The organism is Caballeronia sp. INML2, from assembly GCF_023631365.1.
Taxonomy (GTDB): domain Bacteria; phylum Pseudomonadota; class Gammaproteobacteria; order Burkholderiales; family Burkholderiaceae; genus Caballeronia; species Caballeronia turbans.
Map to the genome: position 1 here is coordinate 81,721 of NZ_JALQDH010000016.1, position 14,409 is coordinate 96,129.

13 protein-coding genes are annotated in these 14,409 nt (G+C 63.1%); 10 read left to right on the top strand and 3 right to left on the bottom strand.

Annotated elements, in window-relative coordinates; genetic code table 11:
• The first annotated feature begins 245 nt into the window (after positions 1 to 245).
• The 7 genes from NCT32_RS06205 to ltaE all read left to right on the top strand — a co-directional run bounded on the left by NCT32_RS06205 (position 246) and on the right by ltaE (position 6,818).
• Entirely contained in the window at positions 246 to 1,739 is a 1,494-nt protein-coding gene (locus NCT32_RS06205) for an NCS1 family nucleobase:cation symporter-1 (protein WP_061117631.1), read from the top strand.
• A 63-nt stretch (positions 1,740 to 1,802) separates the two neighbouring features.
• A complete protein-coding gene (locus tag NCT32_RS06210) occupies positions 1,803 to 2,537 on the top strand; it encodes an aspartate/glutamate racemase family protein (protein WP_061117535.1) in 735 nt (244 codons plus the stop codon).
• 134 nt (positions 2,538 to 2,671) lie between these two features.
• On the top strand, positions 2,672 to 3,622 hold the full coding sequence (gene puuE / locus NCT32_RS06215; RefSeq protein WP_061117534.1) for an allantoinase PuuE: 951 nt from the start codon (positions 2,672 to 2,674) through the stop codon (positions 3,620 to 3,622).
• On the top strand, positions 3,619 to 4,143 hold the full coding sequence (uraD, locus tag NCT32_RS06220; protein WP_250476560.1) for a 2-oxo-4-hydroxy-4-carboxy-5-ureidoimidazoline decarboxylase: 525 nt from the start codon (positions 3,619 to 3,621) through the stop codon (positions 4,141 to 4,143). Before puuE ends, uraD begins: the two co-directional genes overlap by 4 nt.
• Positions 4,144 to 4,196: 53 nt before the next feature.
• On the top strand, positions 4,197 to 5,207 hold the full coding sequence (gene alc, locus NCT32_RS06225) for an allantoicase (protein WP_061117532.1): 1,011 nt from the start codon (positions 4,197 to 4,199) through the stop codon (positions 5,205 to 5,207).
• Positions 5,207 to 5,710 (top strand): ureidoglycolate lyase, encoded by a 504-nt coding sequence (locus NCT32_RS06230; RefSeq protein WP_061117531.1) that lies wholly within the window; start codon positions 5,207 to 5,209, stop codon positions 5,708 to 5,710. The genes alc and NCT32_RS06230 overlap by 1 nt, the downstream gene beginning before the upstream one ends.
• 103 nt (positions 5,711 to 5,813) lie before the next feature.
• The gene (ltaE, locus tag NCT32_RS06235) at positions 5,814 to 6,818 is read left to right on the top strand and encodes a low-specificity L-threonine aldolase (RefSeq protein WP_061117530.1); all 1,005 of its coding nucleotides are present in this window, start codon (positions 5,814 to 5,816) and stop codon (positions 6,816 to 6,818) included.
• A 57-nt stretch (positions 6,819 to 6,875) separates the two neighbouring features.
• Here ltaE and NCT32_RS06240 read toward each other — a convergent pair whose 3' ends face one another.
• A complete protein-coding gene (locus tag NCT32_RS06240) occupies positions 6,876 to 8,069 on the bottom strand; it encodes a urate hydroxylase PuuD (RefSeq protein WP_250476564.1) in 1,194 nt (397 codons plus the stop codon).
• A gap of 81 nt (positions 8,070 to 8,150) precedes the next feature.
• Positions 8,151 to 8,504: a hydroxyisourate hydrolase gene (gene uraH, locus NCT32_RS06245; RefSeq protein ID WP_061117528.1), complete on the bottom strand. Its 354-nt coding sequence runs from the start codon at positions 8,502 to 8,504 to the stop codon at positions 8,151 to 8,153.
• Positions 8,505 to 8,988: 484 nt separating this feature from the next.
• Here uraH and NCT32_RS06250 point away from each other — a divergent pair, with 484 nt between their 5' ends.
• Complete coding sequence (locus tag NCT32_RS06250) at positions 8,989 to 10,353, top strand: 8-oxoguanine deaminase (RefSeq protein ID WP_061117527.1); 1,365 nt, start codon at positions 8,989 to 8,991, stop codon at positions 10,351 to 10,353.
• Positions 10,354 to 10,511: 158 nt separating this feature from the next.
• Here the strand turns inward: NCT32_RS06250 and NCT32_RS06255 are convergent, their stop codons facing one another.
• Positions 10,512 to 11,444: a LysR substrate-binding domain-containing protein gene (locus NCT32_RS06255; RefSeq protein WP_061117526.1), complete on the bottom strand. Its 933-nt coding sequence runs from the start codon at positions 11,442 to 11,444 to the stop codon at positions 10,512 to 10,514.
• 269 nt (positions 11,445 to 11,713) lie between these two features.
• On the opposite strand from NCT32_RS06255, the gene NCT32_RS06260 reads away from it, so the two are divergent.
• Both NCT32_RS06260 and NCT32_RS06265 read left to right on the top strand, forming a co-directional pair.
• Complete coding sequence (locus NCT32_RS06260; protein WP_061117525.1) at positions 11,714 to 13,288, top strand: ABC transporter ATP-binding protein; 1,575 nt, start codon at positions 11,714 to 11,716, stop codon at positions 13,286 to 13,288.
• A gap of 5 nt (positions 13,289 to 13,293) precedes the next feature.
• A complete protein-coding gene (locus NCT32_RS06265) occupies positions 13,294 to 14,400 on the top strand; it encodes an ABC transporter permease (protein ID WP_061117524.1) in 1,107 nt (368 codons plus the stop codon).
• Positions 14,401 to 14,409: the final 9 nt, after the last annotated feature.

Consider the following 14,409-nt stretch of genomic DNA (forward strand, 5'->3'; position numbering starts at 1 on the left):
GCAAAAAAATCAGCAGCGTGCACTGCATCGAACACGACGCTCATGTGAGCGTGAGATGAAAGTCGCCGCAGGGCGAGCGTGCCGGGCCATGTGCTCGCGCGCTTCTGGCTTGACGCCCCAAAGCGAAAACGCAAATCCGAAGAATGCCGCGCTGATTCGAAATGTCAGCGAAGGTGTCCGATCGAAGCTCGTCACAGCAGCATTTGCAGTTTTTTCTTACGCAAGCAGCCAATGAAGGAGACGTCATGGCCCAGTTCAGTGCACCCGGCAGTTCAGCCTTGCCGCAATACGAAGAGCAGACAGCGGAACACGATCCGAATCTACCCGCCGGTTACAGCGACCGCCTTTACAACGAAGACCTCGCCCCGCTCAAGAACCAGACCTGGGGCGCATACAACATCTTCGCGTTCTGGATGTCCGACGTGCATAGCGTCGGCGGCTATGTGTTCGCGGGCAGTCTCTTCGCGCTCGGCCTGACGAGCTGGCAAGTGCTGGTGTCGTTGCTGATCGGCATCGGCTTGGTGAACGCGTTGTGCAACATGATCGCGAAGCCGAGCCAGGTGGCCGGCGTGCCGTATCCCGTCGCGTGCCGCGCCACGTTCGGCGTGCTCGGTGCGAACATTCCAGCCGTGATCCGCGGGCTCATCGCGGTCGCGTGGTATGGCATTCAGACGTATCTGGCTTCGAGCGCGCTCGTCATCGTCGTGCTGAAGTTCGTGCCGTCGCTGATGCCTTACGCCGACGTGCACAAGTACGGCTTCGTGGGTCTGTCGGCGCTCGGCTGGGCGGGCTTCATGCTGCTCTGGGTGCTGCAGGCCATCGTGTTCTGGCGCGGCATGGAGATGATCAAGAAGTTCATCGACTTCGCAGGTCCGGCCGTCTACGTCGTGATGTTCCTGCTCGCCGGCTACATGGTGTGGCGCGCGGGCATCAAGAACATCGGCCTGAATCTGGGCGGCGTGAAGTATCACGGCATGGAAGTGATTCCCGTGATGATTACCGCGATCTCGCTCGTCGTGTCGTACTTCTCCGGCCCGATGCTGAATTTCGGCGACTTCTCCCGCTACTGCAAGAGCTTTCGCAGCGTGAAGCGCGGCAACTTCTGGGGCCTGCCGGTCAACTTCCTGGCGTTCTCGCTGGTGACCGTCATCACGACCGCGGCCACGCTGCCGGTGTTCGGCCAATTGATCACCGATCCGGTCGAAACCGTCGGCCGCATCGATCATCCGACCGCCGTGATTCTCGGCGCGCTGACCTTCACGATCGCGACCATCGGCATCAACATCGTGGCCAACTTCGTATCGCCGGCTTTCGACTTCTCCAACGTCGCGCCGAAGCTCATCAGCTGGCGTATGGGCGGCATGATGGCCGCGACCGCGTCGATCTTCATCACGCCGTGGAACCTGTTCAACAATCCGGCGGTGATCCACTACACGCTGGATATTCTCGGCAGCTTCATCGGACCGTTGTACGGCGTGCTGATCCTCGACTTCTATCTCGTGAAGCGCGGCAAGCTCGCGGTGGACGATCTCTACTCGGTGTCCGAAGAAGGCAAGTACTGGTACACGAAGGGCGTGAACCGCCGTGCGGTGATGGCGCTCCTGCCGGCCGCCGTCATCGCGATTCTCTGTGTGATGCTGCCGTCGCTCGAAGGCGCCGCGAACTTCTCCTGGTTCATCGGTGCGGGCCTGGGCGCGGTGTTCTATTACTTCCTGGCGGATCGCAAGCGTCCGGTCTGACCCATCGCCTATAACACACGATAGAACCTGAGAGAACCTTCCAAAGCAGTGTGGAGAACAGCAATGCGCATCAAACTGATCAACCCGAACACGACGCAGCGCATGACCGATTCGATGGGCCGCTGCGCGCGCGAAGTCGCGGCGCCCGGCACGGAGATCGTCGCCGTGAGCCCGACGATGGGCCCGCCGTCCATCGAGGGCTATTACGACGAAGCGATCGCCTCGCTCGGACTTCTGGCGGAAGTGGAAGCGGGAGAAAAGCAGGGTTTCGACGGTTACGTGATTGCCTGCTTCGGCGATCCGGCCCTTTACGCCGCACGTGAATTGGCGCGCGGTCCGGTGATCGGCATCGCGGAAGCGGCGATGCACGCGGCGAGCGTGATCGCGCCGGGATTTTCCGTCGTCACGACGTTGCAGCGCACGGTCGGCATGGCATGGCATCTGGCGGAGCGCTACGGCATGACGCGCTTTTGCAAAAACGTTCGCGCGACCGACGTTCCCGTGCTCGAACTGGACGTGCCGGGGTCGCCCGCGCGCCAGACGATCATCGACGAATGCCGGCGCGCGCTCGACGAGGACGGCTCGGATGCGATCGTCCTCGGCTGCGCGGGCATGGCGGAGTTCTGCCGCGAGGTGGAGGACGCGATCGGCGCGCCGGTGGTCGAGGGTGTGACGGCGGCGGTGAAATGGGCGGAGGCGTTGATCGCGCTGAAACTCCACACCGCGAAACGCGGCGACTATGCGCGCCCGCTCGCGAAACGGTATGACGGCGTGCTGTCGGATTTCAGCCCGCGCTGATCGCGGTTCCGAGGGACACATACTCCCGACGTGACCCGGATTATCTGCCCTGATGTATGGGCGCGTCCGGGTCTTTTAGCTACACTCGATCGTCAACAATCCCGTTTTTTAAACGCTTGAGCTCAACGCCAGCCATGTCACTCGATCCGAACTATCCACGCGACCTGATCGGCTACGGCCGCAACCCGGTGCAGGCCAACTGGCCGGGACGCGCGCGCGTCGCCGTGCAATTCGTGCTCAATTACGAAGAAGGCGGCGAGAATTGCGTGCTGCACGGCGATCCGGGCTCGGAGCAGTTTCTGTCGGAGATCGTGGGCGCGGCGGCGTACCCCTCGCGGCACATGAGCATGGAGTCGATTTACGAATACGGCTCGCGTGCGGGCGTGTGGCGCATCCTGCGCGAGTTCGAAAAGCGCGGCATGCCGCTGACGATCTTCGGCGTCGGCATGGCGATCGAACGGCATCCGGAACTGGCGAAGGCGTTCGTCGAACTGGGGCATGAAATCGCGTGTCACGGGTATCGCTGGATTCACTATCAGGACATGTCGCCGGAGCGCGAGGCGGAGCACATGCGCCTCGGCATGGAAGCGATCGAGCGCGTGACGGGCGTGCGTCCGCTCGGCTGGTACACCGGGCGTGACAGTCCCAACACCCATCGGCTGGTCGCGGAATACGGCGGCTTCCTCTATGACTCGGACAATTACGGCGATGACCTGCCGTTCTGGACCGAAGTGGAAGTGACGGGCGGCGAGAAGAAGCCGCATCTGATCGTGCCGTACACGCTCGACACGAACGACATGCGTTTCGCGACGCCACAGGGCTTCAACACGGGCGATCACTTTTTCACGTATCTGAAGGACGCCTTCGACGTGCTCTACGAAGAAGGCGACGAAGCGCCAAAGATGCTGTCCATCGGCATGCATTGCCGCCTGCTCGGGCGTCCCGGGCGTTTCCGCGGTCTGCAGAAATTTCTCGATCACATCGAAAAGCATGATCGCGTGTGGGTCACGCGGCGTGTCGACATCGCGCGTCACTGGCGCGAGCAACATCCTTTCGAAAGAACCAACACCGGGACGGCGGCATGAAGGCGATGCAATACACACTCGACCAACTCAACACCATGCCCGCCGACACGTTCGTGACGGTGCTCGCGGGCATCTTCGAACATTCGCCGTGGGTGCCGGAAGCGGCGGCGAAGCAGCGGCCTTTCAAGGACATCGACACGTTGCACGCGGCGATGTCGCATATCGTCGAAAGCGCGGGCGATGACAGGCAGCTCGCGCTGATCAACGCGCACCCGGAACTCGCGGGCAAGGCCGCGGTGCGCGGCGAACTGACGGCCGAATCGACGCGCGAGCAAAGCGGCGCGGGCCTCGATCTCTGCACGCAGGAAGAATTCGACCGGCTGCAATCGCTCAATGCGCAGTATCGCGAGAAGTTCGGCTTTCCCTTCATTCTCGCCGTGCGCGGGTATGACCGTCACGGCATCATCGCGAACTTCGAAAAGCGCGTGAATCACGATCGCGCCGAAGAGCTGCGCACGAGTCTCGACCAGATTTACCGGATCGCGCGTTTCAGGCTGAACGACCTGATCCAGGCCGCGTGATTCCGCATCAACCGTAACCGAACTGAACGTAACGAAGAGCAAGGACGAAGACAATGGCAATTCCGACACTCGATCCCAACGCGCCCGAATTCACGCGCCGCTATGTGAATCTCGCGGACCCGCGTCTGGGCGCGCAGGCACTCGAGGCGAGCGACGATTTCTTCGCGCCGAAGGAACGCATGCTGAACCCGGAGCCGGCGGTGTTCATTCCCGGCAAGTACGACGATCACGGCAAGTGGATGGACGGCTGGGAAACGCGCCGCAAGCGCACGACGGGCTACGACTGGTGCATCGTCAAGCTGGCGCGTCCGGGCGTGATCAAGGGCATCGACGTGGACACGAGCCACTTCACCGGCAACTTCCCGCCCGCGGCGTCGATCGAAGGCGCGCATGTCGCCGAGGGGTCGCCGAACCAGTCGACGCAATGGACGGAAATCGTCCCCTCGACGACGCTCCAAGGCAACAGTCACCACTATCTCGAAGTCAAGGCCGAAGAGCCGTTCACCCACCTGCGCGTGAACATCTATCCGGACGGCGGCATTGCGCGTCTGCGCGTGTACGGCCAGCCGCAGCTCGACTGGAGCAACGCCGACCGCAACCAGCTCGTCGATCTCGGCGCGATGGAAAACGGCGCGTACATGGTGGGCACGAACAACCAGCACTTCGGTCTCGCATCGACGTTGCTGATGCCCGGCCGCGGCGTGAACATGGGCGATGGCTGGGAAACCCGTCGCCGTCGGGAGCCGGGCAACGACTGGTGTATCGTCGCGCTGGCGCAGCCGGGCGTCATCAAGAAGGTCGAAGTGGACACCGCGCACTTCAAGGGCAATTTCCCGGATCGCTGCTCGCTTCAGGCCGCTTACGTGAAGGGCGGCACGGACAGTTCCCTCGTGACGCAGGCCATGTTCTGGCCGGTGCTGCTCGGCGAGCAGAAACTGCAGATGGACAAGCAGCATTTCTTCGAGTCGGAACTGGCTGCGCTCGGCCCGGTGACGCACGTGCGCTTCAATATTTATCCCGACGGCGGCGTGTCGCGTCTTCGTCTCTTCGGCACCCTCGCATAATGAAAAAGCTCGAGATCGTTCCGTTGACGCGCGCCGCGTTCAAGCCTTATGGCGATGTCATCGAACTCGATGGCGCGAAGCAGATCCCGATCAACCTCGGCACCACGATCCGCTTTCACGATCTGTGCAACGTGGACGTGACGGATCAGGGCGGCCATGCGATCGTCAATCTCTTTCGCGGGCAGCCGCGCACGCTGCCGTTCGAATGCAAGATGATGGAACGGCATCCGCTCGGCAGCCAGGCGTTCATTCCGCTCGACGACCGGCCGTATCTCGTCGTCGTAGCGCCCGCGGGCGATCTCGACGAGTCGAAGATCCGCGCGTTCGTCACGAGCGGCTGGCAGGGCGTGAACTATGCAAAAGGCGTGTGGCACCATCCGCTGCTCGCGTTGGGGAAGGTGAGCGATTACATCGTCGTCGATCGCGGCGGTGGCGAAGGGCACAACCTCAACGAGCTGGATCTGAAGGAATCGCTGTGGCTGACGGAAGAGGCAATGCGCTAGGACGCTTCTTTCGGGCCAGGGAAGGACCGGTGCGGTAGGGCCGGTCCTTTTGCTCTTGGGGCGTTAAGATAAGCAGTTCTTTTCCGACGACCCCGACCCAACGATGATCGATCTGCGCAGCGATACCGTCACCCGTCCCAGCCAGTCCATGCTCGCCGCGATGTCGGCCGCCGATGTCGGCGACGATGTCTGGGGCGACGATCCCACCGTCATCCGGCTTCAGTCCACGCTTGCCGAACGCACGGGCAAGGAAGCAGGCCTCTTCTTCCCGAGCGGCACGCAAAGCAATCTCGCCGCGTTGATGGCGCATTGCGCGCGCGGCGACGAATACATCGTCGGGCAGTCTGCGCACACATACAAGTACGAAGGCGGAGGCGCGGCGGTGCTCGGGAGCATCCAGCCGCAGCCGATCGAAAACGCGCCCGACGGCTCGTTGCCGCTCGACAAGATCGCGGCGGCGATCAAGCCGATCGACAATCACTTCGCGCGCACGCGCTTGCTGGCGCTGGAGAACACCATCGGCGGAAAAGTGCTGCCGGCCGAGTACGTGGCGAAGGCGACGCAGCTCGCGCGCGATCGCGGCTTGTCCACGCACCTCGACGGCGCGCGCGTGTTCAATGCGGCGGTGGCGTCGGACAAACCGGTCAGCGCGTTGTGCGCACCGTTCGACAGCGTGTCGATCTGCTTCTCGAAAGGGCTGGGCGCGCCGGTCGGTTCGGTGCTGGTCGGATCGAAGGCGTTGATCGATGCCGCGAGCCGCTGGCGCAAGGTGCTCGGCGGCGGCATGCGTCAGTCAGGCCTGCTCGCCGCGGCGTGTCTGTATGCGCTCGATCATCACGTCGACGGCCTCGCGCGGGATCACGACAACGCTGCGTATCTCGCCGCCGGCCTCGCCCAGATCGATCAGATCGAAGTGCAATCGCACGCAACGAACATGGTCTTCGCGCAGATTCCCGAGTCGCATTGCGCACCGCTCGAAGCCTTTCTGAAAGAGCGCGGCATCCTCATGCAGATGCTCTATGCGTCGCGCTTCGTCACCCACCGCGATGTGTCGCGCGCGGATCTCGATAGCGTCATTCGAGCGGTGAAGGACTATTTTTCGCGGTAAATGAAAAATGCCCCGCTCGAAACATGAGCGGGGCATTCGCGCCTCGGAACGGCAGATTTATTCGACGGCGCCGCCTGCAAACCAGGCCGCCACCTTCTGGCGCTCGGCATCCGTCATCTGCGTGACATTGCCGAGCGGCATCGCTTTCAACGTCACGGCCTGCTGATGCACGCGCTGGGCGTTCTGCTTGATCTCCGCGGGCGTATCGAGCAAGACACCGGCGGGGGCGCTGCCCATCATCGTCGGATGCGCGGAGTGGCATGTCGCGCAACGCTGCTGGATGATCGGCTGGATGTCGGCGACCTTGATCGTCGGCGCGCCTGCGGCCTGTGCGACCGGCACGGTGGGCGCGGGCATCGTCCATGCGAATGCGCCGAGCACCAGCACCAGACCCGCGACCGGCATGTACCACAGCACCTGGCCGCGATGGCGCATCACGAAGAACTGGCGAATGAGCGCGCCCGCCAGCATGATCAACACGAGAATCAGCCAGTTGAACTTGTGCGTGTAGGTCATCGCGTAGTGGTTCGACAGCATCGCAAACACCACCGGCAGCGTGAAATACGTGTTGTGCACGGAGCGCTGCTTGCCGCGCTTGCCGTAGATCGCGTTCGGCGTCTCGCCCTTGAGCATCGCGGCGACCATCTTGCGCTGGCCCGGAATGATGACGAAGAACACGTTCGCCGACATGATCGTCGCGATCATCGCGCCGGTGATCAGATAAGCGGCGCGGCCCGCGAACACTTGGCACGCGATGAATGCCGCGATCAGCACGTAGATGCCGACGCAGATGCCGAGCAGCTTGTCGTTGGTGCCGAGTACGCGGCACAGCGTGTCGTACACGATCCAGCCGGCCATCAGGAAGCCGAGCGCGGCGGACACCGCGACGACCGGGCCCATGTCGAGCACGCTCTTGTCGATCAGATAGGTGCTCGGCGACAACAGATACAGCACCAAGAAGAGGCCGAAGCCCGACATCCACGTGGTGTAAGACGGCCAGAACGACCAGTGCAGGTTCTCGGGCATGTCCTGCGGCGCGACGGAATACTTCTGCATGTGATAGAAGCCGCCGCCGTGGACGTGCCAGAAATCGCCGAACACGCCGCGACGGCGCGCATTCGGATCCGTGGGCGGTTTCAGACTGTTATCGAGCGCAACGAAATAGAACGATTCGCCGATCCACGCGATCGCGACGATGACGTGCAGACAGCGCAATACAAGATTGAGCCAGTCGGTGACAAAGCCTTCCATGTACTCCTCCACTACCGATTCGTTATGCGCACATCGTCGAGTTGATGGGGACGGGCGCGATGTGCCTGGATGTCTTTTTTATTAGCTGCCGCGATACGTGCTGTACGCCCAAGGCGACACGAGCAGCGGCACGTGATAATGCGCGCCGGAATCCGCGATGCCGAAGCGCAGCACCACACGATCGACGAAGCGCGGTTCGGGCACGTTTACGCCGATCGCGGCGAAATAATCGCCCGCGTGGAACACCAGTTCGTATTCGCCGGTTTCGAGATCGGCGCCTTCGAGCAGCGGCGCATCGGCGCGGCCGTCGTCGTTGGTGTGGATGGTCTTGATCGCGCGGCGGGCGTCGCCGTTGAGCGCGAACAGCTCGACTTTGATGTTTGCGCCCGGGCGGCCGTGCGCGGTGTCGAGGACGTGGGTGGTGAGCTTGCCCATTCGCAGTTTCCTTGAGTTGTGCGAGATCCGGCTTTGCGCATCGATCCGAAATTCGGCACCTTGAAACGTCAGTGCGTCTGCGGCGGATCGAGGCTCCACGTCAGTGGCTACATACCCGTCGGCGTTTCAGATGCGCGCCGTGTACAGCATTGTAGGAATTTGAGACGCGCTGTGCGCCCGCGATAGGAAAGATAATGCCCAACGCATGACAGCGGCGCGTAAGCCTTGCGGCAAAGGGTTCGCCGGCGTTTCCGGCGGCTTCCCGACGGCTTTTCCGGCGATGCTACCCGCGCCAAAATTCGGGAATATATCGCCGCCGTGAAGACGACTATGACGGCGGCTTGATTGCGTCCGATTTTTTGGTTGCGGACAGTGGCAATGCCCGCAATATCTGTTGCATATGGCGGCGTCCCGAAGACGGCGGCACACGCTGGGTAACCGGGGCTTTTACTGGTTTCCCTCACCGTCTCTGGAGATAACGCTGATGCCACGCAGTCTTTTGGTCAAGAACGCCCACATGCTCGTCACGATGGATGAGCATCGCCGCGAGATTCGCGACGGCGGCATGTATATCGAAGACAACCGGATCGTCCAGACGGGACCGACGTGCGAGCTGCCGCCATCCGCCGACGAGGTGCTCGACATGCGCGGCCATCTCGTCATTCCGGGCCTCGTCAACACGCACCATCACATGTACCAGAGCCTGACGCGCGCGATTCCCGCGGCGCAGAACGCCGAACTCTTCGGCTGGCTCACGAATCTCTACCGGATCTGGGCGCATCTCACGCCCGAAATGATCGACGTTTCGACCAAGACGGCGATGGCGGAGCTGCTGCTTTCCGGCTGCACGACGTCGAGCGACCATCTGTATATCTATCCGAACGGCAGCCGGCTCGACGACAGCATCGCGGCGGCGCGGGAAATCGGCATGCGTTTTCACGCGGCGCGCGGCAGCATGAGCGTCGGGCAGAAGGATGGCGGCTTGCCGCCCGATTCGGTCGTCGAAAAGGAAGACGCGATTCTGAAGGATTCGCAGCGCCTGATCGAGACGTATCACGACGAGGGCCGCTACGCGATGCTGCGCGTGGTCGTCGCGCCTTGCTCGCCGTTTTCGGTGAGCCGCGAATTGATGCGCGATTCGGCGCTGCTCGCGCGCGAATACGGCGTGTCGCTGCACACGCATCTGGCTGAGAATGTGAACGATGTTGCGTACAGCCGCGAGAAATTCGGCATGACGCCCGCCGAATATGCGGAGGACCTCGGCTGGGTCGGGCACGACGTATGGCATGCGCACTGCGTGCAGCTCGACAGGGCGGGCATCGAGCTGTTCGCGCGCACGGGCACGGGGGTCGCGCATTGCCCTTGCTCGAACATGCGCCTCGCGTCGGGCATCGCGCCGATCCGCGCGATGCGTGACGCGGGCGTGCCGGTGGGCATCGGCGTGGATGGCTCGGCGTCGAACGATGGTGCGCAGATGGTCGCGGAAGTGCGTCAGGCGCTGCTTTTGCAACGTGTCGGCTTCGGGCCGGACGCAATGACTGCGCGCGAGGCGCTCGAAATCGCGACACTCGGTGGCGCGAAAGTGCTCAATCGCGACGACATCGGTGCGCTCGCGCCCGGCATGGCGGCGGATTTCGTGTCGTTCGACCTGTCGCAGGCGGCGTTTGCAGGCGCGCTGCACGATCCGGTGGCGGCGCTCGTGTTTTGCGCGCCGTCGCAGGTGTCGACGAGTGTCATCGACGGGAAGATCGTGGTGAAGGAAGGGCGGCTGACGACAGTCGATCTGGGCGTGGTGGTGGAGCGCCACAATCGCCTGGCGCGGGGGCTGGTTGAGGCTTCGGGTGTGTGAGGGTCGGCTGCGCGGTGGCTTGACTTGTCTGGTTTGGTTTGCGTTCGTGAAACCTGTCTACGTGTTGGTTATGAGCACTGCGCCCCGCACAGGGGCAGTGCAAATACACCAACACGAACACCAGTTTTCGCGACGATCAAACAAGCGGCAACCACGCCCTAAGGCTGATCGATCAACGACCGCGTCGCTTCCGCGACGAGCCCCCGCAGCCAGCGGACTTCGTCGGAATAATGACAGCGCTCATGCCAGAGCTGGTAATACTGCATCGGCGGGAAATCGAGCGGCGCGGGCACGACCGCGAGGGGCAGGAACCGCGCGTAATGGTCCGCGAAAAGGCGCGTGGTCGTGAAGACGAGATCCGACTTGATCAGCACGTAAGGCGCGAGGTTGAAATACGGCAGCGTGACGACGACATGGCGCTTCAGGCGCTCGCGCGCGAGATGCACGTCGATTGCGCCGCGCTGGCCGACGGAATAGGGCGTCGGCGCGAGATGCGGCGCGTTGAGGTATTGATCGAGCGTAAGCCCGCCGCGCTTGGCGAACGGATGCGTGTTGCTGACAAGACACACGATCTTGTCGACGAACAAGTTTGAGAGATGCAACTGCTCGGGCGGCTCAGGCCAGTTGCCGACGACGATATCGAGCTTGCCGTCCTCGAGCGCGAGTTCGTAATCGAACGCGGGGCCGAGCGAATGGAACTCGAGCGTCGCGTTGGGCGCAGCCTGCCGGAATCGTTCGACGACGGTCGGCACGAACAGCACGTTCAGATAGTCGGGGCAGCCGATGCGATAGCACCGCACGGAGGTCGACGGATCGAAGTTGTGCTGCTGGACCTTGATGCGCTCGATTTCACGCAGCGCGTTCTGCGTGGGCTCGAGCAGGCGCAGACCGTATTCGGTCGGCACCATGCCGGACTTGCCGCGTACCAGCAGCGGGTCGCCGGTGATATCGCGCAGCCGGCGCAAGGCGGCGCTGATGGCGGGTTGCGACTGATTGAGCTTGACGGCTGCACGCGTCACGCTGCGTTCAATCAGAAGGGTATGCAAGACGCGTAACAGATACGTATCGATCGCCTCGCGCTGCTGACTCATGTTATCTCCACTATATGTTCTGGCTGATCGACGCGGGGGTGCGACATATCGTTTTTAATATGACGTGAAAAATTCGTCAAGGTGTGGGATACCCGCAAACACTGGCTTTACCGGCACGCAACACTAATTTTGAGTTATCGACTTAGGGCCCCGAATTCTGTAAATTCTGCCCGCGATATGAGTTCGTGCGACATGACCTGTCTCGCGCTCATGAGCGGTAACCTTTCCAGCCTGGCCTGCTCGGTGGCCGGGCGCATTTCTGGATCTCAATGGGCGACGCCATTTCCACGTCGATGACGCCACCGCGCCTGGCGTTGTCGGGTATCAGCAAACAGTATCCGTCCGTCAAGGCGAACGACGGCGTGAATCTCGTCGTCATGCCGGGGGAAATTCACGCCGTGCTCGGCGAGAACGGCGCGGGCAAGTCCACGCTGATGAAGATCATCTACGGCGCGGTGCGTCCGGACGAAGGCGAGATCCGCTGGCAGGGCGAAACGGTCGAGATCGGCAGCCCGGCCGCCGCGCGCAAGCTCGGCATCGGCATGGTGTTCCAGCACTTTTCGCTCTTCGAGACGCTGACGGTCGGCGAGAACATCGCGCTCGCGCTCGACGAGAAGTTCGACATGAAGGCGCTGGGCAAACGCATCCGCGACGTCTCAAAGGATTACGGTCTCGATGTCGATCCGCAGCGGCACGTCCACAGCCTGACGGTCGGCGAGCGGCAACGCGTGGAAATCGTGCGATGCCTGCTGCAGAATCCGCGTCTGCTCATCATGGACGAGCCGACCTCGGTGCTCACGCCGCAGGCCGTCCAGAAGCTCTTCAAAGTACTGCGACGCCTCGCCTCTGAAGGTTGCAGCATTCTCTACATCAGCCACAAGCTCGACGAAATTCAGTCGCTCTGCGAAAACGCCACCGTGATGCGAGGCGGGCGCGTGACCGGCAACGTCGATCCGCGCAAGCAGACGCAGGCGTCGCTCGCGCAGTTGATGGTCGGCCATTCGCTGCCCGACTACACGCGGCGCGAGCACAATCCGGGCGACGTGCGGCTCGCGGTGAAGAACCTGTCGGTGGCGAGCCCCGATCCGTTCGGCACGTCGCTGGAGAACGTTTCGTTCGCCGTGCACGCGGGCGAGATCTTCGGTATTGCGGGCGTGTCGGGGAATGGACAGGCGGAGCTGCTCGCGGCGCTCTCGGGCGAGATCCGCGACCGGCACGTCGCGCCCGATGCCGTCTCGATCTGCGGCAAGCCCGCCGCACGTCTGACCGCGGGCGGACGGCGCAGGCTCGGCTTTGCCTTCGTGCCCGAAGAACGCCTCGGGCGCGGCGCGGTTCCGGCGATGTCCCTCGCCGATAACGGTCTGCTCACCGCGCACCGCGAAAACATGGTGCGCGGCGGCTGGATAAAAACTGCGGCGGTGAAATCGTTCGCCGAGCGTTGCATCAAGGCGTTCGACGTGCGCTGCGGCGGCAGCGGTGCGCTCGCGCAGAGCCTGTCGGGCGGGAACTTGCAGAAGTTCATCGTCGGGCGCGAGATTCTTCAGGAGCCGAAGGTGCTCGTGGTCGCGCAGCCGACCTGGGGCGTCGATGTGGGCGCGGCGGGCTTCATTCGTCAGCAACTGCTCGATCTGTCGGCGCGCGGCGTCGCCATCCTCGTCATTTCCGAAGAGCTCGAAGAACTTTTCGACATCTGCGACCGGCTCGCCGTGATCGCGCGCGGCAAGCTCTCGCCGGTGCGCAAGACGAGCGAAACCAACGCGGAGGAGGTCGGCCTCTTCATGGCCGGTCTTTTCGAAGGCAAGACCGCGCCCGCCGCCGAACCCGACTCTCTCTTGAAGCATTAAGCACGATGACCTTTCCTTATCGACTCGAAGCGCGCCCGACGCCCTCGCGCGTCATGCAGCTCGCGGTGCCGGTAGTTGCCGCCGTCGCGACCCTCGTCATCGGCTTTCTGATTTTCAGCCTCGTCGGACAGGACCCGCTGCGCGCGATGCACGCGTTCTTCATCGAGCCGCTTTCCAGCATCAACGGCTGGTCCGAGCTCGTGCTGAAGGCGTCGCCGCTGTGCCTGATCGGGCTCGGGCTCGCGGTCGGCTATCGCGCGAATGTGTGGAACATCGGCGCGGAAGGGCAGATGCTGCTCGGCGGAATCGTCGCGGGCGGCATCGCGATTCACGCCGGCGATGCGTCCGGCTGGTGGACGCTGCCGCTGATGATGGCGGGCGGCGTCGTCGGCGGCATGGTGTGGGCGGCGATTCCCGCGCTCCTCAAGAGCCGCTTCAACACCAACGAAATCCTGACGAGCCTGATGCTCACCTACGTCGCGACGCAATTGCTGATCTATCTGGTGAGCGGCCCGTGGCGCGACCCGGAAGGCATGAACTTCCCGATCTCGGCGATGTTCGGCGACGACGCGCTGTTCCCGCGCCTCTACGGAGACTGGCACTGGACGTGGCTCAAGGGCACGCGCATCAATGCGTCGGTGTTTCTGACGGCGATCGCGATTCCGTGCGTGTGGCTCTTCATGCGCAAGAGTTTCGCGGGCTTTCGCATGAACGTCGGCGGTCTCGCGCCGCTCGCCGCGCGCTACGCCGGTTTCTCCGACAAGAAAACGATCTGGACATCGCTCCTGCTCTCCGGCGGCCTGGCGGGACTCGCCGGCATGGGCGAAGTGGCCGGCCCGATCGGCCAGCTTCAGGCGGGCTGGTCGCCGGGCTACGGCTTCACGGCGATCATCGTCGTGTTCGTGGGACGTCTGCATCCGGTGGGCATCGTGCTCGCCAGCCTGCTGATGGCGCTCTTGTATCTCGGCGGCGAAGCCGTGCAGACCTCGCTGCAATTGCCGCAAGCGCTCGCGGGCGTGTTCCAGGGCTTGCTGCTCTTTTGCCTGCTCGGCTGCGATCTGTTCGTGAATTTCCGCATCAAGCGCAGGACGCCTGCGCATCACGCCGCATGACGAGGCAAT

Coding starts and splice junctions, on each gene's coding strand:
- NCT32_RS06230 (WP_061117531.1), top strand. CDS start 5,207: ATGAAAAAGCTCGAGATCGTTCCGTTGACGCGCGCCGCGTTCAAGCCT.
- NCT32_RS06265 (WP_061117524.1), top strand. CDS start 13,294: ATGACCTTTCCTTATCGACTCGAAGCGCGCCCGACGCCCTCGCGCGTC.
- ltaE (WP_061117530.1), top strand. CDS start 5,814: ATGATCGATCTGCGCAGCGATACCGTCACCCGTCCCAGCCAGTCCATG.
- NCT32_RS06260 (WP_061117525.1), top strand. CDS start 11,714: ATGGGCGACGCCATTTCCACGTCGATGACGCCACCGCGCCTGGCGTTG.
- uraH (WP_061117528.1), bottom strand. CDS start 8,504: ATGGGCAAGCTCACCACCCACGTCCTCGACACCGCGCACGGCCGCCCG.
- puuE (WP_061117534.1), top strand. CDS start 2,672: ATGTCACTCGATCCGAACTATCCACGCGACCTGATCGGCTACGGCCGC.
- NCT32_RS06210 (WP_061117535.1), top strand. CDS start 1,803: ATGCGCATCAAACTGATCAACCCGAACACGACGCAGCGCATGACCGAT.
- NCT32_RS06250 (WP_061117527.1), top strand. CDS start 8,989: ATGCCACGCAGTCTTTTGGTCAAGAACGCCCACATGCTCGTCACGATG.
- NCT32_RS06205 (WP_061117631.1), top strand. CDS start 246: ATGGCCCAGTTCAGTGCACCCGGCAGTTCAGCCTTGCCGCAATACGAA.
- NCT32_RS06240 (WP_250476564.1), bottom strand. CDS start 8,069: ATGGAAGGCTTTGTCACCGACTGGCTCAATCTTGTATTGCGCTGTCTG.
- uraD (WP_250476560.1), top strand. CDS start 3,619: ATGAAGGCGATGCAATACACACTCGACCAACTCAACACCATGCCCGCC.
- NCT32_RS06255 (WP_061117526.1), bottom strand. CDS start 11,444: ATGAGTCAGCAGCGCGAGGCGATCGATACGTATCTGTTACGCGTCTTG.
- alc (WP_061117532.1), top strand. CDS start 4,197: ATGGCAATTCCGACACTCGATCCCAACGCGCCCGAATTCACGCGCCGC.